Genomic DNA, 22,075 nt, shown 5'->3' on the forward strand with positions numbered 1-22,075 from the left:
AACTTCTGGTTTACAAAAAATTCACAAAAAATTAATGTTTTCATTAATAATGTAAAAATTGCATGATGAGATTTATTTATAAAAATAATTATTTAAAAAACTAATGTTACAAAACGATTAAATATCTTAAAAATCTCTTAAAAAAATCTTAAAATTCTAGATTTTTATTACTTTTAGGGTATAATAGAAATACGGAGAATGAAAACCGAATATTTAAGGAGGAAATTTTATGAAAACTTATAGAAAACGTTTCATGGCATCGACACTTGCTTTACTTATGACAGTATCGATTCCACTTTCAGCACTAGCTGCAGAAAATGCAGGAACTGAAAATAATGGTTTAGAAATTAGCCAAGAATTAAATGAACAGCCAGTTTCTGGACCTTTGGGAGCTCCAGCAGATCCAGCTACTCCAAGTGAAGAAGATATTAAAAATGCAAAGGATGCATTAGATGGAGCTATTAAGGCTGCTGAAGACTATCAAAAAACTGATGATTACAAAAATTCAAAAGTAGATAAAACAACTTTAGAAAATGCAATACAAGCAGCAAAAAATGCAAGAGCAGCTTTAGAAGGAACACCTTCAAAACAAGAAGTTGATACAATACCAGGAGTTGTAAATGCTCTGAATAATTCTTTACAAGATTTACAAGCTAAAGTAACTGAAGAAAAAGCTAAAGATGCATTAAAAAAAGCTAAAGAAGAATTAGAACAAGCTATAAATGATGCTGAAACTTTTAAATCAGATGAAAAATATACTAAAGGTTTAGAAGCTGATAAAACAGAGTTTGACAATGCTTTAGCAGCTGCAAAAACAGCTAAAGATGCAGCAGATGCAAGTGTAGATAGTTTAAATGCAGCAAAAACTAGATTAGTTGGTGCTCAAGAAAAACTTAAAAATGCACAACCACAACAAAAAGAAGCGGATAAATTTATTCCACAAACAAAGGCTTTAGAAGTAGAAAAGGGAAATGCTGTTGATATTAAAACTGGATTATTAAATGCGCCAAATGATGCAACAGTAAATGTAAAAAAAGATGTAGATACATTAAAAGCAGGACTTCAAATTGGAGTATTAACAGTAAAATTTAATGATAATTCAACAAAAGATGTAAATATAACTGTTAGCGTTACAGAAAAAACACCTGTTCCAAGCCCTACTTTAGTAATTTCTGGACAAAAAGTATCTTCTAAAGGTTATGTATCAGGTTATGTAAAAGCTGATGGACTTTTAGTTTCCGGTGTAAGTGTAAGTTTCTATACAAATGATGGAGTATTTGTTGCTAAGGGAAATACTGATGCAAATGGATATTTTGAATTTTATGTAGGAACTGAATATTATAATTATTACTATGATGGATATTATAACGGATATTATAATGGACATAAGGTATATTATGATTCAATTTACGGATATTACTACAAAAATTCCAACAATGATAGAGTTTATCTAAATGACTATTATTGGTATGGTAAGGATTATAGATGTGGCAAGAGTGGATATTTACTTGCAGAAAAATCTCTTTATACAACAAGCGAAAAAGCATATGTAAAAGGAAGTTGTGATTACAATAATTACTATTGGCAAGGCTCATACGATAACAAATATTATGATTATAGAGTTTACCCAACAAGCGTATCTAGAACAACTTCTTATGTAAAGGGATATCTACCAAATGAAAAAGGTAGAACAGTTTCTGTTTACTCAAATGACTATTATAATGACGGATATTATAATGATGGGTACTATGATTCTTATGGAAATTGGCGCTACTACAATTACTATAATGGATACTATAATAGATATTACAGAAATTCCAACTATTATTTAGGCTCAGCTACAGTTGATTCTGACGGATATTTCACTATTTACTTCAATAGAAGTGTTCCAACTTCTGAAAGTTTATATTACTATGTAGATGGCTATAAAGATGGAAGATATGCAACTGTTCCTAGCGTAAGTCAAGCTGAAGCTGGAACAATGTTTATAAAAGGTAAGGCAGGAAGCTATGCAAGCATAAGAGTTGAAGATGCCAAGGGTACAAAAATTGGATCAACAACTGCTAATAGTGACGGCGAATTTACTTGTTATTTAGATAGAAAATTAAGTCTTGGTGAAACTATAAAAGTTATAGCTTCTGAATCTTCAAAATATGATTCACAAACTACTTATAAAGTTGTTGATACAAGCCTAAGCGGTCAAACTTATTCAAGAATTTCTTATATTAAGGGATATCCTGATGGAACATTCAAACCATCAAATAACGTAACAAGAGCAGAAGCTGCTCAAATGTTTGCTACATTATTAAATGGCGGAACAAGTTTTGGAACTTCTACTGTAACTAAGTTTACAGATGCTAACAACAAATGGTATTCACCTGCTGTAAGTTATATTGCTGGTAAGGGTCTTTTAAGTGGATATAGTGATGGAACTTTCAAACCTGATGCTGATATCACAAGAGCTGAATTTGCTCAAATGATTTCTGGATATCTAAAAGCTGGTTATGCTGGTTCTGCTAACTTTAAAGATGTTAAAGGACACTGGGCAAGTGATGCAATAGATAAAGTTTTTGGAAACAAAGCTGTTGAAGGTTACCCAGATGGAACATTCAAACCAAACAAAACTCTTACAAGAGCAGAAGCTGTTACAGTATTAAATGCTGTATTTAACAGATATACAACTTCTAACTCATTAAATAATGTATCTTCTGCTAACTTAAAGAACTATTCTGATATATCTTCTTCACACTGGGCATATTATCAAATTCTAGATGCTTCAAATGCTCACGTATCTCAAAAAGTTACTTCAACAAGTAATGAAGAAGTTTGGAAATAAGATAGTTTTGAAAATTGAATATTAAATATTAAGGAAGGGATTTTTATCCCTTCTTTTTTTCGTGGTTTTTAAATAAGCTCTTATAAAGAGATTTTGTCAGGTCTTTTTATATAAGAAAATATTTTATGACATAAAACAAGGGACTATCATAAAAAAGTCCCTTATTTTTATATAGTATTTAATTAATTTCTTACCAAGTGCAAGTTCCTGTTTTTTCCTGAACTTTCCAAATAAATTTTAAAAATATATTTTTATCTAAGCCACTTTCAAAGTCTTGTGTATATTCTCCACCAATATTATTCCAAATTCTATCATAATAATTTTCAAATTTTGAAATTAAAGCTGAGTTTTTGTTCATTTTTATTTCAACATCTGTTTCTAAATTGAAGTTATCAAGATTTCTTCTTGTGAAATTTGCTGATCCCAATATTAGCCTCGGCTCTTTATCTTTATAGGAGAAATATGCAATTTTTGTGTGGAACTGTTCGCCTGTAGTTTTATACCATTTGATATTAATTTTTGGATGTTCTTTTTTTAGCTCACTTAAGGCAGGTCTATTTGGGCATCCGTTTTTCTTTATTCCGAAGGCATCTTTATTTAGGTCTGCTATGATTTTAACATCAACACCCCTATCGGAGGCTTGACCTAAAGCTTTCAAAATTCTAAATTCAGAAAGGTAAAATATGCCAATTTTAATTTGATCTTTTGCTTTAGTTTCATTAATGTTTTTGTATAGGGCATTAAAAATTTCACCTTCACTTATTATTCTAAGCTCTTCATTTGAATTTTTAATATCGACTGCCTTATAATTTTTTATTGTATCAGGCATTTTATCAAAAAATATACTTTCTGATTTTATTAGATCCTCAATCGCTTTTCCTGTAAATATACAGGCTACGTTTGAATGGAAAGCGGAAGGATCATGTGGGTTTGCTGATGCTACAAGGGCTTTATTTTCTGAAACTAGGATTTTTCTGTGGTTTGCTTTGAAGTTTAAAAGTTTAAGTATTGCCCTTATATTAATTTTAGGACCATCTTTTTTGAAAAAATTATTTATATAAGTTTTGCCTCCTGTGCCTAAGTATTTTATATATGCCCTGTATGGTCCAGAAATTATGGGGTTTGAATCCCTCATTTTGTTTAGGTCTGTAATTACAAGTTCTATTCCGTTTTCTTTCAATTTTTTCAGATATTTTTGCTCGTAGGCTCCGTAAAAATTGTTGATGGGGTCTGTTACAAAAAGTATGGGCATATGAGGATTTTCTTTTTTCTTTTCTATTAATAAATTTGTCATTTTCTCAACTTGAGCTGGATAAGCAGATAATTTTTTGTCATATTCATCATTATATAAAAAGAAATCTATCAGCAAAAATTTTTTTGCATTTTTTATTATTTCAATTTCTTCTTTATTAATATTAATTTCATGAATTCTCTTTTGGTCTTTTGTATAGGTCAGGTCATAAATGAAATCAGCTTGAGTTTTTTTAAATTCTCCTGAAATATTTGTGCCTTTTGGGTTTTTAGTATTTAAGCTATATATGATTGGAATGATTAATAATAAGATTAAGGCTAACATGATTTTCTTCTTCTTTTTGTCTTTTTTCTTCAAATGTTTAACTCCTAATATAATTTACTATAATTATAGCAAAATTTATAGAAAATTATAATTTTAATTGTAATTTTCTTATATATCAAATATAAAATTAGGGTATAATTTGAATATAAATTTAAGGGGGAATTCGTATGTTTGATATAGGCGACATAAAAAGAGAAGCGAAAGCTTACTATAAGAAGCATTTTAAAAGTGCCATTATTTTATTACTTATTTTTACTGTAATTTCGATTTTCTTTGGCGACTTTGAAAGTAACAAACCAATAAATTTGGGTTTAAATTTAAAAACACCATCAGATTATATGGAAAATTATAATAATTATAGAGATCTTAAGTTCATTGATAAGTCAAAGATATCTGTAGGAACAGGAGGAGCTGGATATAATTATAGTAAGAGGCATGATTATGGTTATTATGTTGATATGAGCGGGGAATCAGTTGATACAAGTCAAGGTAACAATGAATTTAAGTCTTTAGGTCTTTTTGGCAAATGTTTGAGCTTAAATTTATTTCTAATAGTAAGCCCCATCATATTTTATATAATTTTATGTATTCAAATTTTTGGAAGAATATTTATTGTTAATCCTGTATTAGTTGGGAAAAATAAGGCTTTAGTTGAAGGACTTAGAAATCCAGAAGAGGACCTTGTAATTAATAAACTTTTTTACTTTTTTGGTAATGAAAATTATTTAAAAGTCTGTGGTAAAATCCTTCTTAAGGATGTATTTATTTTTCTGTGGTCTTTGCTATTAATTTTGCCTGGAATTTACAAATATTACCAATACTTTTTTGTAGGATATATCCTTGCAGATAATCCAGATATGCCATTTAATGAAGCTATAAATATGAGTAAAAAATTAACTGATAATTATAAGTTTAATATTTTTCTTTTGGGTCTATCCTTTATAGGTTGGTATATACTCTGCTTTTTTACTTTAAGTATAGGACTTATATTTTTAAATCCTTATATAGAAATTTCATATGCAACATTGTATAAGGATAGGTTAGAAGAATATAGAAAAAAAGTTGAAGTTGAAGAAGAATTTATTGGTGATTAGAAACATTATATTTTAAGTATTTTAATTTGAGCTTATAATGCTTTGATAAAGTCATATAAGCTATGTTATAATTAATGTAGAATATAATAAAAGGAGTGATTTTATGAAAATATTAGTACCAATTGATGGTTCCAAATCATCTAAGGCATCACTTAAAGAAGCTAGTAGTTTAGGTGAAAAATTACAAGCTGAATTAATTATACTTACAGTTATTCCAGAAACAAGTATTTTTGAACAATATCCAACTAATTTTGCTTATGCACTTGAAGTTGATAAAGCTAATACTGAAAGAGCACAACATATTTTAAAAGAAGCCGAAAAAGATCTTAAAGATTTTCCTAATAAGGTAGAAACTTTCTACACATCAGGAAATCCTGCAGCTCAAATCTGCAAGTTTAGTGATGAAAAAGAAGTCGATCTTATCGTTATGGGTAATAGAGGTCTTGGAGCTTTCTCAAGAACTCTTTTAGGTTCAGTTTCTAATAAAGTAATCAACCAATCTAGAGCATCAGTTTTAGTTGTAAAGGCAGATATTTAATATTTTATTAGTTCAATAATTTAAATTAATTTGGAGGTTTAGACCTCCATTTTTTGTGTATAATTTTTTACTTTAAGTTCAATTTTTATAAAATTTATATTTTTGTAGAGTTTTATCTAAGTAATAAAGTATTTCAAATTAAGAATTATTACTCAATCAATTTTTCATGACATTAATAATAACGTTTCGTATAAAATATTGAAATTTCAAATAAAAATAGTAAGATTATTGTTAAGCTTATTCAAGGCTTGAAAATATTTGCCAAAATGATATAATAATTTGTGTGCGTTATGTTAATAATATAACACTCTTTATATAATCAAAGTTAGGGGGATTATAAATGGATTTTAGAATGGACAAAGAACATCTACTTTTACAACAAATGTACCGTGCATTTGCTGAAAATGAAGTAGATCCTGTTGCAGCCGATGTTGATGCAACTGAAGAAGTTCCAATGGAAAACGTTAAAAAATTAGCTAGATATGGATTCTTCGGAATACCATTTCCAAAAGAATACGGTGGACAAGGGGCTGACTACTTAGCTTACTCAATGGCTGTTGAAGAACTTTCAAAGAAATGTGCAACAACAGGCGTAATTGTTTCAGCACATACTTCATTGTGTTGTGCTCCCATTTTCGAAAATGGAAATGAAGAACAAAAGAAAAAATACTTACCTGATTTATTATCAGGACGTAAAATCGGTGCTTTCGGTTTAACTGAACCAGGTGCTGGTACTGATGCCTCAGGTCAAAAAACTACTGCAGTTCTTGACGGAGATGAATATGTATTAAACGGTTCAAAAATATTTATTACTAACGGTGGATTCGCTGATGTATTCGTAGTAATTGCTGTTACTGATAAAACAAAAGGATACAAAGGAATTTCAGCTTTCATAGTTGAAAAAGGAACTCCAGGATTCTCTGTTGGTGAACCTGAAGATAAGATGGGAATTAGAGGTTCTTCTACTTGCGAACTTATTTTTGAAGATTGCAGAATTCCAAAAGAAAACTTACTTGGAAGAGAAGGAAAGGGTTACACATTAGCTCTTAAGACTCTTGACGGTGGTAGAATTGGTATTGCTTCTCAAGCTTTAGGTATTGCAGAAGGCGCTATTGATGAAACTGTTAAATATGTTAAAGAAAGAAAACAATTTGGTAAGAGAATTTCTCAATTCCAAAATACTCAATTCCAACTTGCTGATATGCAAACAAAAACTGATGCAGCACAATTATTAGTTTATAGAGCTGCTAGCACAAAAGGCAATGGAGAAGAATATATGCATCAAGCAGCTATGGCAAAATTATTTGCAGCTGAAAATGCAAGTGATGTAACTAGAAGATGTCTTCAATTATTCGGTGGATATGGATACACTAGAGATTATCCAATTGAAAGAATGATGAGAGACGCTAAGATTACTGAAATTTATGAAGGTACATCTGAAGTTATGAGAATGGTTGTCTCTAACTGGATGGGCGTTAAGTAATAGGAGGCTTTGAGATGTTAAAAATAGTTGTTTGTATGAAACAAGTTCCGGATACTAACGAAGTTAGACTTGATCCTGTAACTAATACATTAATTAGAGAAGGAGTTCCAAGTATTATTAACCCTGATGATAAGTCAGGTCTTGAATGTGCTTTAAGATTAAAAGATGCTGATCCTGATAATGTTCATGTAACAGTTCTTTCAATGGGACCTCCACAAGCTGATGTTGCTTTAAGAGAAGCTCTTGCAATGGGAGCTGACGATGCAATTCTTGTATCTGATAGAGCTTTTGGTGGTGCTGATACTTGGGCTACATCTTGTACTATTACAGGTGCTCTTGAACATTTAGATTATGATATTATCATTACAGGACGTCAAGCAATTGATGGTGATACTGCACAAGTTGGACCACAAATTGCTGAACACATTGGAATCAAACAAGTTTCTTATGTTGAAGGACTTGAACTTTTAGAAGATAAGTCTGGTGTTCGTGTTCAAAGACAATTCGAAGATAGATATCATGTAATAGATGTTAAATTCCCATGCTTAATCACTGCAATTGCTGAACTTGCAGAACCAAGATATATGAGCGTTGGCAAAATTTTTGATGCATATAAAGTTGAAATTCCAATGTGGGGATTAAAAGATATTGAAGATAAACTTGACCTTTCAAATGTTGGATTAAAGGGTTCTCCTACAAGAGTAAAGAAATCCTTCCCTAAACAAGGTAAGGGAAAGGGAGTTCTTCTTACAGATTTAACTGCAGATGAAGCAGCTCAAGCAATAGTAGCTAAACTTCAAGAAAAGTATATAATCTAATGGAGGCTTGAAATGAGTAAAGATATTTATGTATTTATAGAACAAAGAGATAATAAGCTTGAAAAAGTTGGTATTGAACTTTTAGGAAAAGCTAGAGAACTAGCTGACAGATTAAATGAACAAGTAGTTGCTATGCTTATTGGCGAAAAGGTAAAAGGACATAGCGATTTATTGATTCATCACGGAGCTGACAAGGTTATAGTTATTGAAGATCCAATGTTAAAAGAATATGTAACTGAACCATATGCAAAATCAGTTTTCCATATTATCAAAAAATATGAACCGGAAATAGTACTTTTTGGTGCTTCTTCAATAGGAAGAGACTTAGCTCCAAGAATGGCAGCAAGAATCCATACAGGACTTACTGCTGACTGTACAAAACTTGACATTGAAGATGAATCAAATTTACTTCTTATGACAAGACCTGCTTTTGGTGGTAACTTAATGGCAACTATCGTTTGCGAAAACTTCAGACCACAAATGGCAACAGTTAGACCTGGCGTAATGCAAGCTATGGATAGTGACGCTTCAAGAACTGGTGAAGTTATTGAAGAAAAACTTGAATTTACTGCTGAAGATATGAACGTTAAGATTGTTGATGTATTGAAACACGAAAGCAAGAAGAAAGATATTACTGAAGCTAATATCTTAGTTTCTGGTGGTCGTGGACTTGGTGGACCAGAAGGATTCAAGCCACTTGAAGAATTAGCTGAAGTTTTAGAAGCTGAAGTTTCTTCATCAAGAGCTGCTGTTGACTCAGGCTGGATAACTAAGGACAGACAAGTTGGACAAACTGGTAAGACAGTTAGACCAGAACTTTATTTCGCAATTGGTATTTCAGGAGCTATCCAACATTTAGCTGGTATGGAAGAATCTGATTTAATTATTGCTATTAATAAAGATACTGATGCTCCAATGTTTGAAGTTGCAGACCTTGGTGTAGTTGGAAACTTAAATGCAGTAGTTCCAAAATTAACAGAACTTATTAAGAAAGAAAAAGCATTAAAAGCTGAAATTAGTTAATTAAAATTAATTTATAATCTTAAAAGAGTTGCTATAGATTTTTGTAGCAACTCTTTTTTTATGTTTTTATAATATATGTTGGTGAGTAAATCTCTAACAGATATATTTGATATAGAGCCAAAATTTATTAAATTGCGAGCAAATGCCTTTTCTTGCAAATTAAAAAGGTAAATGTTAAAATCTATTTTGAGGTGTAAAATGATTTTAATTGATCAATTGGATGAGATTTGCAAAAAATTTCCAGATAAAATAGCTATTGTAGATAAAGAAAAAAAGATTACATTCAGAGAACTTAGGGATAAGGCTAGGAGCTTTGCCTTTTTTATAAGAGAAAATTTTTCCTATGAAAATGAACCGATTATGGTTGAAGCTTCTAGAGATTTAGAAACAATAATATGTTTTTTTGCTATTTTATATTCAGGGAATTTTTATGTGCCGATTGATTGTGAAATGCCTTATGATAGAATTTTATCTATAAAAAATACTTTAAATTCTAAGCTTGGTATTTATCATCACAAAAACATTTTTAAAGATTCAGCCTTATCTTTTGATTTTGAAAAAAATTATGAAATAGACGAGAATAAACTGGTAAATATCAGAAGAAAAATAATTGATACAGATCCTTGCTATGTACTTTTTACTTCAGGAACTACAGGGGAACCCAAGGGAGTTGTCATTAGTCACTTTATGATTGTTGATCTTATGGAATGGCTGGGAAATACTCTTGGCTTAAGCCATGAGGATAAAATTGCAAGTCAAACCCCCTTCTTTTTTGATGCTTCCGTTAAGGATATATGTTTATTATTAAAGAAAGGATAGTTTTGGAATTTCACCGACAAATAAAGCACTTAAGCTTTTTCAAATTATAAGGACAAGTCTACTTGTTTTTATTGGCAGATACTTTACAAGGTCTGAGAATTTATCTCAAGCTATTTTTATGCTTAAAAAAACTTTTACGGATAGGAATTTCAGATTTGGACAAATTGGCTTAAAAGCGTCAGATTATTTGATTTTATTTGTTTCTGTCTTAATTCTTTTTATTATTTCATATAGCGAAGAAAAAAATATAGATGTAAAAGAAAAAATACTTGAATTTAAACCTTACTGGCAATTTGTATTTATATTTTTAGCATTAGCCTATGTGTTGTATTTCGGTATTTTTTCAAGTAATTTTACCGCTGTTGATTTTATATATAGGAATTATTAGGTGAAAATATGAAAGAAAAAAGATTTAATATTATTTTTTTAACAGTATTTTTTATTATTGCTAGTTTTATTGCATTTTTAAATATTTATACAGACCCTTTTAATGTTTTCGGGGATAAATTCTTCAAGTGGTATACTTATGATTTTACACAAAACCCTAGAACTGTGAAGATAGAATATATTAAGGGTAAAAATTACCAAAATTTTATAGTTGGAGCGAGTGGGGCTTCTTCTATTCCAATAAAGACTTTAAAAGAATATACGGGTAAGGATTATTTTAATTTATTTTCCTATGGGGCAGATCTTTTTGTGGCTGAAAAAAATGTGGAATATTTATTAAAAAATTATAATGTCAAGTCAATAATTATGCCCCTGTCAATACCATCAGCTACAAAATTTAATGAGGAAAGAAATTCTCTAAATTATTATATGAATCCTTATGTTTCTGGAGAAAGCAAGTTTAATTTTTATGGCAAGTATCTTTTCGCATCTCCTTTAAATGGAATTGAAAAGATAAAATATTCCAAGAAAAAATCTTATGTTCAGGAGAGCTTTGATGTTTTTAATATTGACGGTTCTTATGACAAGAGCCAAAGAGATATAGAATATATTGGAAACATTGAAACTTACAAAAATAATTACGGTTTTAATAAGGATTATTTTCATGTGGAAATGTCTCATATGGATGAGGCCCTTTCTGCTATTAGCCATATAAAAGATCTATGTAGAAAAAGAAATGTAGAAATAACTTTTATCCTTTGTCCCATGTATGATGAGGAAAATAAAAGGTATGATAAAAAAGAATTTTAAACTTACTATAATAAATTATCTGCCATAACTCCTTTTTGGGATTTTACAGGAACAAACTATGAATATGATCCCAGATTTTTTTATGATCCATCTCATTTCAGAAATGCTTTAGGAAAGATGATGGTTGAGAGGATTTATGAAAATAGAAAAGATTTCGGAAGATATATAGATAAGGTAAGTTATCCCCAATATGGGCAAAATAAAATAGAAGAAAAATCTTTTTATATTTTTGAACTTCACCATATAGACGAAAAACCTTCAAATGATTATATAATTACAAAGGAAAGGTTTGAAAATATTTTAAAATTTTTAAAAACCAACAAGATTGAAACATTTACCTTTGAAGATATTTATAATTATGTAAATAATAATGGAAGTCTTCCTGACAAATTTTGCATTTTGACCTTTGATGACGGATATAAATCCAATTATGAAATAGCTTATCCCATGCTAAAAAAATATGGCTTTAAAGCTACTATTTTTCCAATAGGAAAAACTATGGGAATGGATAAATATCCTGGAACTGACAGAAAAATAATACCACATTTTAGCATAAAAGAAGCAAAAGAAATGTCAGATATTATTGAATTCGGCTCTCACAGTTTTTGGATGCACCAATCTTTGCGTGAAAATAATATATGCTTTAGACAAACGGCAAAAATTCTTAAAGGAGAAAGTGAAGATAGTTATTTACAAGCCTTTAAAGAAGACAGTCAAAAATTCAAAAAAATTTATAGGGAATTTTCTACAAAAGACCCCATTGTTTTTGCATACCCTGAAGGGGATTATGATAAGCTTAGTGAACTTGCTTTGGAAGAAGAGGGTTATAAAATCAGTCTGACCTCTGATGAATGGGAAAATACCATAGTAAAAAATTTGCCCGAATCTTTAAAAAAATTAAGACGTGTAAATATTGATGAAAATAGGGATTTAGAAGAATTAAAATAAGCTTTATAAATATTTATAAAGCTTATTTTAATTAATTTCAAAACTTTGATTTTTATAATAAAAACCTTACATTCTCTAAAAGTATTTAATTTTTTATGATCTACTTATTGTTTAATAGTTCATTTAAGGCATCTTTTTCCATAAGTTCTGTTGAATAATCTAAGGTGACAGTAGCCTTAGTTGACATTTTTTTGGCATCTTTAGTGGGCAAAATTTTTCTTGTTTTTCTATCTATCAGTCTGGAATTTTCAAAAACTCCATCACGAGAATATTCAAAAAGCTTATCGTGTGTAATAAATGAACCTTTTAAAAGATAGGTCTGAGGAAATACAGCATTATTATTTACATCTTCTGAATTTCCTAATAAGTCAATACCAAATGTTGGAATTTTACTCATATCCCATCCCATCAGGTTTAATACAGTTGGGTAGAGATCCAATTGGGAACCAATGTTATCTCTGATAAGATTTTCTTTATAGTTTGGAATATGAATTATAAGAGGAATATTCATCATTGTATCATAATCAACTTTTCTTTCTAGCCATCTTTCTAAAGACGCTACACTTTCTTTATTATTCATTGTCATTGCATGGTGATCTCCATAGATTACGACCATAGTTTTATCTAAAATTCCATTATCATCAAGTTTTTGGAAAAATTCTTCTATTGCATTATCTGTATATCTTGCACAATTTACATAGTTATAAACATATTCTGTCTTATCCCCAGCTTCTTTTTTTATTTGTCTTAATTCCTTGGGAAGATTGAAGGGGGTATGCGTAGTAAGAGTTACCATAAGTGCAAAAAAGTTTTTTCCAGTCTTATCAATATCTGATAAAGGACCTATAGATTGGTTGAAAAAGCTTTTATCTGAAAGCCCCATTATTATTTTGTCCTTTTGCTCATAATTTTCTCCAAGATAAATATGAGTGAAATTAAAATTGGGATACACTTTTTGCCTATCATAAAATTTGCCTGTATTTGCGTGCATAGCAACAGTTTCGTATCCATGTTCTTTTGCAATTTTAGGAAGTGCATAAGATTTTTTTCCGAAGTAGACACTATAGGCTTGACCTAATAGAGTTGGATAAACTGAAGACATTGATACAAATTCTGCATCTGATGTGTTCCCAAAACCTAAAAGTTCAAAATAATCATTGAAGTAAATAGTGCCTTTTGCTTTTGTGAGCCTATTTAAAAATGGTGTAATTTCTTCTCCATTATATGTTTTGTTTAAAAAAGTATTTTGTAGGGATTCACATTGAATGAATATTATATTTTTTCCTCTAGCAAGTCCTGTAAATTCGTTAGATTTAATTTGTCTATTTTTGTAGTAGGATTTTATATCTATATTTTTTGCTATCTTTTTAAATTCTTTTTTCTCCATTTTTTTATTAATGGGTCCCAAGATATTAGTTGCATAAATTTCTGTGCCAAATACTCCCTTAATAAAAAATAAGGGGGTAAAGAGAATAATTATAAGAGAAAGCACACAGATGGAAAAATTTTTTATAGAGAAAAAATTTTTATTTTTTGAAAAGCTTATAGTTATTATAATAATTATTGCAAGTATTATCATAAGTCCCATAAATATATTCAAGTCGTTTATGATAACTGGTACTATTGATCTAGCTTCTTTTGCTAAACCAACTCTTTCTAAAATATAAAAGCTTCCAAATTCTTTAAAATAAATTGATAAGCATATTTTTAATAGGGTCTGAGCAAGTATAATAAAAGATTTATAAATTTTATAAGGGAATAAATTTAAAATTGATAAATCAATGATACTTGTAAAGATAATAGTTAGAAAAATTGGGAAAAAGCTTATTTTCGTGCTGGTATTGACAAGAGTTCCTATGTAAAATATTGAATTTAAAATAATATATAACAAAAAATATAAAAAAAAGGAAAAGGAACAATATTGTTTTTTCAAAATATCACCTCACAAATTAATCTGTATTTTTCATTATATAGTATTGTAAAATTTTAGTAAATAAATTTAACTGTTTGAAGTTTGGATAATTTTCTTAAGTTTTTGTCACTTTACATATAAAAAAATGTATCAACCTTAAGATTTAATATACTTAGGTTGATACATAAAATTATTCATTGAATTATTTTATTTTTTAGATTTCATAATCATCAACTGTAGCCTTAGCAGCAGCAAGAGCATTTTCCCAGTTAGAAGATAATTTTTTGTCTACATTTTTATATTCATTGGAATTTCTTATTTTGTTTTCTTCTTTTATCATTTCCTTTAAGTCAAAAATATCTCTCACATTAATTTTTTCTTCAGCTTCTAAAAGGTCATAATAAGCATTTTGTCTTTGACTTTTACTTGCTATTTTGTCTTTAGCCACAGATTTAGTGGCAGCTAGAGCACTTTCCCAGTTAGAAGATAATTTTTTGTCAGCATTTTTATATGATTTTGAATTTCTTAGCTCGTTTTCATAGCTTATTCTTCTTAAAATCAAACCTGCGTAGTCATTTGACAAAGATTTTTGTGCATCTTCAAGACCGAAAATGGCATTTGCAATTTGTTCTTCGCTTGCTTTTTCATCTGTAGAAATAGATTTTGCAGCGGCAAGAGCATTTTCATAATTTGCCTTATCTTTTTGAGTAGCTTTGTTGAAATATTTATTTGCTCTAACTTCTTTATCTTTTAAAATTTCAGCCTTTAATTTAGAAATATTTGTAACTTTTAGCTTGTTTTCTGCATCTTTTAAAGCATTTAATGCATTTTTAACTTGTTTGATGTCAGCTTTTTCAGTTACTTTCTTATCAGCTATTTTTACATCATTTATTTCTTCTTTTTTTGTATTTTGATCAGAACTTTGAGCAAATAGGTTTGAAGTCATTGGACCTACGCTTAAAAGTAGAGCAAGGGAAAAAGATAATACTCTTTTTTTATTTAGTTTCATACTAACCTCCAAATTTATTATTTTATATTATTATATATTAAGCCTATGAAAAAAATTTGTATAAAGTGTTACAAATTCATAAAAAACAGATTAAAAATTGGTTAATGTGATAATTCTTTCTTAGATTTTTCTTATAAATTTTTAGCATGTTAAAAATTTTACAAAAATCCTATAATTGTAAATTATTTTACATATATTTTACATAACTTATCTTTCTTATTTACATTGGGCTAATATAATTCAAAGTGAAATAAATTTCTATTATTTTTGAAAGGATGAGAAAAATGAATTTAAAAAAATTAGGTAAATTAGCTATAGTTATAGGACTTGCCACAACTTTAGCTGCTTGTGGAGCAAGTAAAGACAGCGCAAATAACAAATCAGCAAATACTTCTACAGAAGGAAATAAGACTGAAACAGCTTCTGCTGATTTAAGTAAGATTAATGTTATTTCAAGAGAAGCTGGTTCCGGTACTAGGGGTGCTTTTACAGAAATCACAGGTGTTCTTGAAAAGAAAGACGGACAAGAAGTTGATAATACAACTGAAGAAGCAGCCGTTCAAAATTCAACCGATGCAGTAATTACAACAGTTTCAAATGACCCTGCATCTATTGGCTATATTTCTCTAGGTTCTCTTAACGATACAGTTAAGGCTCTTAAAGTAGAAGGTGTTGAAGCAACTCCTGAAAATGTTAAATCAGGTGAATATAAAATTGCAAGACCTTTTAATATCTGCTATCAAGAAGGTGCTGATGAAAAAGCCCTTGATCTTTTAAAATTTATCGAATCTGATGAAGGACAAAAAATTGTTGAAGCTGAAAAATATATACCTGAAGTTAGTGGAAAGACATATACAGCTATTGACAATGATGCCCATATAACAATTGCAGGTTCAACTTCTGTTACTCCCCTTATGGAAAAATTAGTTGAAGCTTATAAAGAACTTAATCCTAAATTTGAAGCTGACATTCAAGCAACAGGTTCATCTGCTGGTATTCAATCAGCTATTGACGGAACAGCTCAAATCGGTATGGCTTCAAGAGAACTAAAAGATGAAGAAGCTCCAAAAGTTAAGGTTGATGTAATAGCAAGAGATGGTATAGCTGTAATAGTTAATAAGGAAAATCCTGCTGAAGATGTATCTCTAGCATCATTAAAAGATATTTTTACAGGATCAATGACACAATGGTCAGAAGTAAAATAAGATAGTTTTTTGGTCAAAGATTGGAATGAAATATATGGATCAAACTAAGAAAGCAGTCCAAAGTAAAAACCAAACAAAGTTATTTTCAAAGGAAGAAGTATTTAAGTATTTCTTCCTACTTTGTTCTATATTGTCAATTTTCTTTTTACTATTAATTTGTATATTTATATTTAAAGATTCCATAAGCTTCATTGCAAAAATAGGAGTAAAAGATTTTATTTTTAATTCTAAGTGGACACCACTAAATAAGCCTGCATCTTATGGTATTCTTTCTACAGTTATAGGCTCTTTAGTAATAACAACAGTATCTTGTATATGCGCTGTTCCACTTTCTATAATGGCTTCATCTTATTTGGCATTTGACTGTCCAAAAAGAATATATAAATTTTTAAAACCGGGTTTAAATTTAATGGCAGGTATTCCGTCAATAGTATACGGGTTTTTTGCTCTTAATATTATTGTACCTATTAACAGAGCTATTTTTGGCGGAGATGGTATGAATATGCTTTCTGCATCAATTCTTTTAATGATAATGGTACTTCCTACAATAATATCCATGTCCGAGGCATCACTTAGAACTGTTCCTAAATCCTATTATGAAGGTTCACTTTCATTAGGAGCAACTCATGATGAAACCTTAACAAGAGTTATGATTCCGGCAGCCAGAAGCGGTATTTTTGCCGGAGTAATTTTAGGAGTGGGCAGGGCAATAGGAGAAACAATGGCAGTAATTCTTGTTGCGGGTAATCAAACAAGAGTAACATTTAATTTATTAAAGGGAATTAGAACAATGACTACTAATATAGTAATGGAAATGGGCTATGCTTCAGGTACCCATAGAGAAGCTTTAATAGCAACATCTGCCGTATTATTTATTTTCATTTTATGTATAAATATAGGATTCTTCTATATGAAAAAAAGAGGTGAAAAGAGATGATATATTTATTGGGATTTATCTTAGCATTAGTGGGTCTTGCTTTAGCTTTGCATATTTTTGGTAAAATATCTTATTACAAAATTTTCTCAAGATTTTCAATAATTTTTACCTTTGGTATGCTAATGCTTATTGTTGTATTTGTAATTGTTAAAGGACTTTTCTCCTTTAAACTTTCAATGCTTTCGCTACATTACACTACAAAAAATGTATCTATGGGTCCTGCTATTGTGACAACAGTAATTACGGTGTTAATGGCAATTCTTATAGCCAGTCCAATAGGCATTTTTACAGCCATTTATCTTGTAGAATATACTGATGTAGAATCAAAACTTGTTCAAACTATTAGACTTGCAACAGAAACTCTTTCGGGTATTCCGTCAATTATTTATGGTTTGTTTGGAATGTTATTTTTCGGTATGCTGTTAAAATTTGGATACTCAATATATTCAGGTGCCTTTACTGTTGCAATTATGATTTTGCCTATAATTATCAGAGCAACAGAAGAAGCGTTGAAATCTATACATCCCAGCATCAGACAAGGTTCTTATGCTTTGGGTGCAGGAAAACTTCGTACAATATTTGTGGTAGTTTTGCCCATAGCCATACCTGGAATTTTATCAGGTATTATTCTTTCTGTTGGGCGTGTAATTGGCGAAACGGCAGCACTGATGTTTACATTAGGAACTTCAACCGCAATGCCCAGAAGTTTAAGCGCTTCTTCAAGAACTCTTGCCCTCCATATGTATATGCTTTCATCTGAAGGCTTATATGTAGGCGAAGCATATGCCACAGGGATGGTTTTGTTAGTTTTAGTTTTAATTATTAATTCAATTTCTTCTAAACTTGCAAGTAAATTAATGGAGGTTAAATAATGGAAGAAAAAATAAAGGTGGAGGATTTAGATCTTTTTTATGGAGATTTTCAAGCCCTTCACAGTGTAAATTTAGATGTGAGAGAAAATGAAATTCTTGCTTTTATCGGTCCGTCCGGTTGTGGTAAATCAACTCTTCTAAAATGTTTGAACAGGATGAATGACTTAGTTGTCGGTTGTAAAATAGAAGGGAAAGTTACCTTAGACGGTCAAAATATTTATGCAAAGAATTATGATGTAAATAATCTTCGTAAAAGAGTCGGTATGGTTTTTCAACAACCCAATCCCTTCCCAATGTCAATTTATGAAAATATAGCCTATGGTCCAAAAACTCATGGTGTTAAGAATAAGGCTAAGCTTGATGAAATTGTAGAATCTTCATTAAAACAAGCAGCTATTTGGGACGAGGTCAAAGCAGATTTAAAGAAAAGTGCACTTTCCTTATCCGGAGGTCAACAACAAAGGCTATGCATTGCCAGAGCCATTGCAGTTAATCCGGAAGTAATTTTAATGGATGAGCCTACTTCAGCTTTAGACCCGGTTTCAACCGGAAAGATTGAAGATTTAGCTCAAGATTTAAAAGAAAATTATACTATTGTAATTGTAACTCACAATATGCAACAAGCTTCAAGAATTTCAGACAAAACAGCTTTTTTCTTAAATGGGGTAATTGTTGAACAAGGGTCGACTTTGGATATTTTCCAAAATCCAAAGAATGAAAAAACAGAGAAGTATATAACAGGGAGGTTTGGTTGATATGAGAGAAAGATTTGACAAGGATTTAGATAAACTGAACAATCTTTTGTTGGAAATGTCAATGTTAATTGAAAATGCAATTAAAAAGTCCATCTCTTTATTTAAGGAAAAAGATGAAAAAGTTGCACAAGAAGTTTATAATTATGAAGAGAGAATAGATATTTATGAAAGCATAATTCAAAAACATTGTCTGAAACTTTTTGTAGAACAGCAACCGGCTGCCGGAGATTTAAGAAGAGTTTCTTCAGCTCTAAAGATGATAACCGATATGGAAAGAATTGGGGATAATGCAAGAGATATTGCAGAAATTTGTATGATTTTACCGGATGGTTATGATGAAAAGTTTCCGATAATTTATAAAATGGCAACAGCAACTATTGATATTGTAAATAATTCAATAAACTCTTTTGTAAACGGTGATCTTGAAGTTGCTAAAAAAATTGATCGTGAAGATGACATAGTTGATAACTTTTTTGTAAGTATAAGAGATCAACTGGTTGACGAAATTAGGAACGGATTTGATCCGGCAGCTGCCATAGATTTTATTATGATAGCTAAATATCTTGAAAGAATAGCTGATCACGCAGTTAATATAGCTGATTGGGTAATATTTTCAATAGAAGGATGATTAGATGATTGTTTATGTTGTAGAAGATGATACTTCTATCTTAAAGTTAATTGAATATTCTTTAAAGAGCAAGGGGTATGAGGTAAGTTGCTTTGAAAACGGCAAAGATTTCTTTAATCAGTTGAGTCTTAAGTTGCCGAGTTTGGTTCTTTTAGATATTATGCTACCGGATATTGACGGTATTGAAATTTTAAAGAGGTTAAAGGCAAATCCAATGACCGCCGGAATTTGGGTTATGATGATAACAGCCAAGACAGGTGAATATGATATTATTTCAGCCTTGGATTTAGGCGCTGATGATTATATTAAAAAACCTTTTTCTGTAATGGAGCTTTTATCAAGAGTTGGTGCTATAGAAAGACGTGCCAATACTACAAATTCAAATGAAAAATTTATTAAATTCAATGGTATAGTTATAGATAATTTAAAAAGATTGGTAACTATTGATGAAAAAGTTGTAAATTTTACTTTTAAAGAATATGAGCTTCTGAAATATCTAATATTAAATAAGGATATAGTTATTTCAAGAGAAAAACTTTTAACTTATATCTGGGGTTATGACTATGAAGGTGAAACTAGGACTGTTGATATGCATATCAAGCTTTTAAGAGATAAATTAGGAGATAAGAGAAAGTATATTAAGACAATAAGAGGTGTCGGATATATGCTTTCAAGTAAGGAATAAACATGAAAAGACGTGTATTAAAATATTTAGTTCTCATAAGTTTTTTAGTTTTATTTCTATCAACAATTTCTTCCTTATTTGTTTATTACAATAATTATAGCAAGGTGGAACAGGAAAATTTGTTCAAAATGTGCCATATTTTAAAAATAGGTGCAGATAGAGAGGAAGATAAACTTTCATATTTAGAAGAATTATCAAAAAATACAAAAAGTTTCAGAATAAGCCTAATAGATAAAAATGGACAAGTACTTTTTGATACTTATGAAAACCCTAAATTTTTGCCAACCCATAAAGATAGACCGGAATTTCAAAATGCAAAAAAATTTGGATTTGCTCAAAGTAAAAGATTTTCTACAACTCTTTCAACAGATTCATACTATGTTTCATTTTTATTAAATAATGACCAAGTTTTAAGATTGTCAAAGGAAGTTGATAGCATAATGGGGGCTTTTTTAAAAATTTTACCTTTGCTATTAACTATATCTTTTGCAATTTTTTTAATAGGAATTTTAGTGGCAAGCCACTTTACTAGAAAGACACTCGAACCCCTTATTAATGTTAAAGGTAGTTTGACCGATTTTAATATTGACGAATTTCCCGAAATTAGCCCCTTTATAATGAAGATTAATAGTCAAAATGAACTGATTGAAAAAAATCTTAGGCAAATTAAAAGGGAGAAAGATACAATTGAAACTATTTTATCAAATATGAAGGAATCATTAGTTATTATAGATGAAAATAGGCAGCTTTTATCAGTTAATAAATCGGCTTTAAATCTTTTTAATAGTTCAAATAATATTATTGGAAAGAATATTTTAAATTTAATTAGAGATGATTCAATTTTAAAATTTGTAGAAGAAGCTCTATCTGGTAAAAATTCAGAAGAGATTATTAAAATTGGCACAAGGGAATATAAATCTTATGTCAATCCAGTTTTTGAAGCAACAAATGTTAGGGGTGTTATTTTACTTTTTATTGATGAAACTGAATCTATAAGAGCTTTACGATTAAGAGATGAATTTTCATCAAACGTAAGTCACGAATTAAAGACTCCTCTAACCTCAATCTGTGGTTTTTCTGAACTTCTGGCTAATAATATGGTCGATTCAGATGAAACTAAGAAGGAATTTTACCAGTTGATTTATAGGGATTCAAAAAGGCTATTAAATTTAGTTGAAGATATTATGAAAATATCGGGTCTTGAAAAGGAAGCTACTTTTGTAAGAGAAAATATTAATTTAAGAGAACTTATTGAAGAAATTTTTAAGACTCAAAAAATTGAAATAGAAAAAAGAAATATCAAGACTAAACTTGTGGGGCAAGGAATAGTTTATGAAAATAAGACAATGATGTGGGAATTATTTTCGAACTTAGTCAATAATGGAATAAAATATAATAAAGATAATGGAAATTTAGATATACTAATTAAAGAAGATAATGATAAAGTTATTGTGGAAGTGGTGGATTCAGGAATAGGAATCTCTAGCGATGACTTAGAAAGAATTTTTGAAAGATTTTATAGGGTTGATAAATCTCGATCAAAAAAAATTGGAGGAACAGGTTTAGGCTTATCCATTGTAAAACACGTTTTGTCATCAATTGATGGAGATGTAGAAGTATCATCTAAGATGGGACTTGGGACTAAATTTACCCTTAGCCTTTACAAGAATAGAAAAGAGTAGAAATGCCTTTTGGCATTTCTATTTTTTTGATATTAATATATATTTGTTATATACTAAT

General features: G+C 29.8%; 20 protein-coding genes. 17 read left to right on the forward strand and 3 right to left on the reverse strand.

Annotated elements, in window-relative coordinates; genetic code table 11:
* Positions 1-229: 229 nt before the first annotated feature.
* On the forward strand, positions 230-2,836 hold the full coding sequence (locus tag F594_RS0106895; RefSeq protein WP_019035030.1) for an S-layer homology domain-containing protein: 2,607 nt from the start codon (positions 230-232) through the stop codon (positions 2,834-2,836).
* A 190-nt stretch (positions 2,837-3,026) separates the two neighbouring features.
* Here the strand turns inward: F594_RS0106895 and F594_RS0106900 are convergent, their stop codons facing one another.
* Positions 3,027-4,445: a phospholipase D family protein gene (locus F594_RS0106900; protein ID WP_019035031.1), complete on the reverse strand. Its 1,419-nt coding sequence runs from the start codon at positions 4,443-4,445 to the stop codon at positions 3,027-3,029.
* 134 nt (positions 4,446-4,579) lie between these two features.
* Between F594_RS0106900 and F594_RS0106905 the strand changes: the two genes are divergently transcribed.
* From F594_RS0106905 to F594_RS09815, 9 genes are all read left to right on the forward strand, one after another.
* The gene (locus F594_RS0106905; protein WP_019035032.1) at positions 4,580-5,506 is read left to right on the forward strand and encodes a DUF975 family protein; all 927 of its coding nucleotides are present in this window, start codon (positions 4,580-4,582) and stop codon (positions 5,504-5,506) included.
* 103 nt (positions 5,507-5,609) lie between these two features.
* Entirely contained in the window at positions 5,610-6,044 is a 435-nt protein-coding gene (locus F594_RS0106910; RefSeq protein WP_004826168.1) for a universal stress protein, read from the forward strand.
* 340 nt (positions 6,045-6,384) lie between these two features.
* Entirely contained in the window at positions 6,385-7,527 is a 1,143-nt protein-coding gene (locus F594_RS0106915; RefSeq protein WP_004826161.1) for an acyl-CoA dehydrogenase, read from the forward strand.
* Between the two features lie 14 nt (positions 7,528-7,541).
* Positions 7,542-8,345, forward strand: coding sequence for an electron transfer flavoprotein subunit beta/FixA family protein (locus F594_RS0106920; protein ID WP_009345728.1), 804 nt, complete (start codon positions 7,542-7,544; stop codon positions 8,343-8,345).
* 12 nt (positions 8,346-8,357) lie between these two features.
* Positions 8,358-9,368 carry an electron transfer flavoprotein subunit alpha/FixB family protein gene (locus F594_RS0106925; RefSeq protein WP_019035033.1) on the forward strand — a complete coding sequence of 337 codons (1,011 nt, stop codon included), beginning with the start codon at positions 8,358-8,360 and terminating at the stop codon, positions 9,366-9,368.
* Between the two features lie 198 nt (positions 9,369-9,566).
* Positions 9,567-10,187, forward strand: a complete 621-nt coding sequence (locus F594_RS0106930) for an AMP-binding protein (protein ID WP_019035034.1) — start codon at positions 9,567-9,569, stop codon at positions 10,185-10,187.
* 118 nt (positions 10,188-10,305) lie between these two features.
* The gene (locus F594_RS0106935; RefSeq protein ID WP_019035035.1) at positions 10,306-10,575 is read left to right on the forward strand and encodes a hypothetical protein; all 270 of its coding nucleotides are present in this window, start codon (positions 10,306-10,308) and stop codon (positions 10,573-10,575) included.
* Positions 10,576-10,583: 8 nt separating this feature from the next.
* Positions 10,584-11,384 (forward strand): hypothetical protein, encoded by an 801-nt coding sequence (locus F594_RS09810; RefSeq protein ID WP_019035036.1) that lies wholly within the window; start codon positions 10,584-10,586, stop codon positions 11,382-11,384.
* A 120-nt stretch (positions 11,385-11,504) separates the two neighbouring features.
* Positions 11,505-12,332, forward strand: coding sequence for a polysaccharide deacetylase family protein (locus F594_RS09815; protein WP_019035037.1), 828 nt, complete (start codon positions 11,505-11,507; stop codon positions 12,330-12,332).
* A 100-nt stretch (positions 12,333-12,432) separates the two neighbouring features.
* Here F594_RS09815 and F594_RS0106945 read toward each other — a convergent pair whose 3' ends face one another.
* Positions 12,433-14,223 (reverse strand): LTA synthase family protein, encoded by a 1,791-nt coding sequence (locus F594_RS0106945; protein WP_248612684.1) that lies wholly within the window; start codon positions 14,221-14,223, stop codon positions 12,433-12,435.
* A gap of 235 nt (positions 14,224-14,458) precedes the next feature.
* A complete protein-coding gene (locus tag F594_RS0106950; RefSeq protein WP_009345722.1) occupies positions 14,459-15,253 on the reverse strand; it encodes an FIVAR domain-containing protein in 795 nt (264 codons plus the stop codon).
* Between the two features lie 284 nt (positions 15,254-15,537).
* On the opposite strand from F594_RS0106950, the gene F594_RS0106955 reads away from it, so the two are divergent.
* Genes F594_RS0106955 through F594_RS0106985 form a run of 7 tightly spaced genes read left to right on the forward strand, consistent with a single transcriptional unit; the run spans position 15,538 to position 22,017 of the window.
* Positions 15,538-16,458, forward strand: a complete 921-nt coding sequence (locus tag F594_RS0106955; RefSeq protein ID WP_004826181.1) for a substrate-binding domain-containing protein — start codon at positions 15,538-15,540, stop codon at positions 16,456-16,458.
* Between the two features lie 25 nt (positions 16,459-16,483).
* Positions 16,484-17,395: a phosphate ABC transporter permease subunit PstC gene (gene pstC, locus F594_RS0106960; RefSeq protein ID WP_009345783.1), complete on the forward strand. Its 912-nt coding sequence runs from the start codon at positions 16,484-16,486 to the stop codon at positions 17,393-17,395.
* The gene (gene pstA / locus F594_RS0106965; RefSeq protein WP_009345762.1) at positions 17,392-18,267 is read left to right on the forward strand and encodes a phosphate ABC transporter permease PstA; all 876 of its coding nucleotides are present in this window, start codon (positions 17,392-17,394) and stop codon (positions 18,265-18,267) included. Before pstC ends, pstA begins: the two co-directional genes overlap by 4 nt.
* Positions 18,267-19,022 carry a phosphate ABC transporter ATP-binding protein PstB gene (gene pstB, locus F594_RS0106970; protein WP_009345736.1) on the forward strand — a complete coding sequence of 252 codons (756 nt, stop codon included), beginning with the start codon at positions 18,267-18,269 and terminating at the stop codon, positions 19,020-19,022. Before pstA ends, pstB begins: the two co-directional genes overlap by 1 nt.
* A 1-nt stretch (position 19,023) precedes the next feature.
* Entirely contained in the window at positions 19,024-19,650 is a 627-nt protein-coding gene (gene phoU, locus F594_RS0106975) for a phosphate signaling complex protein PhoU (RefSeq protein WP_009345788.1), read from the forward strand.
* A 4-nt stretch (positions 19,651-19,654) separates the two neighbouring features.
* Entirely contained in the window at positions 19,655-20,335 is a 681-nt protein-coding gene (locus tag F594_RS0106980; protein WP_004826166.1) for a response regulator transcription factor, read from the forward strand.
* A gap of 2 nt (positions 20,336-20,337) precedes the next feature.
* A complete protein-coding gene (locus tag F594_RS0106985) occupies positions 20,338-22,017 on the forward strand; it encodes a sensor histidine kinase (protein ID WP_026302316.1) in 1,680 nt (559 codons plus the stop codon).
* Positions 22,018-22,075: the final 58 nt, after the last annotated feature.

Origin of the sequence: Peptoniphilus lacrimalis DSM 7455 (genome assembly GCF_000378725.1) — a bacterium.
Classification (GTDB): Bacteria; Bacillota; Clostridia; order Tissierellales; family Peptoniphilaceae; genus Peptoniphilus_A; species Peptoniphilus_A lacrimalis.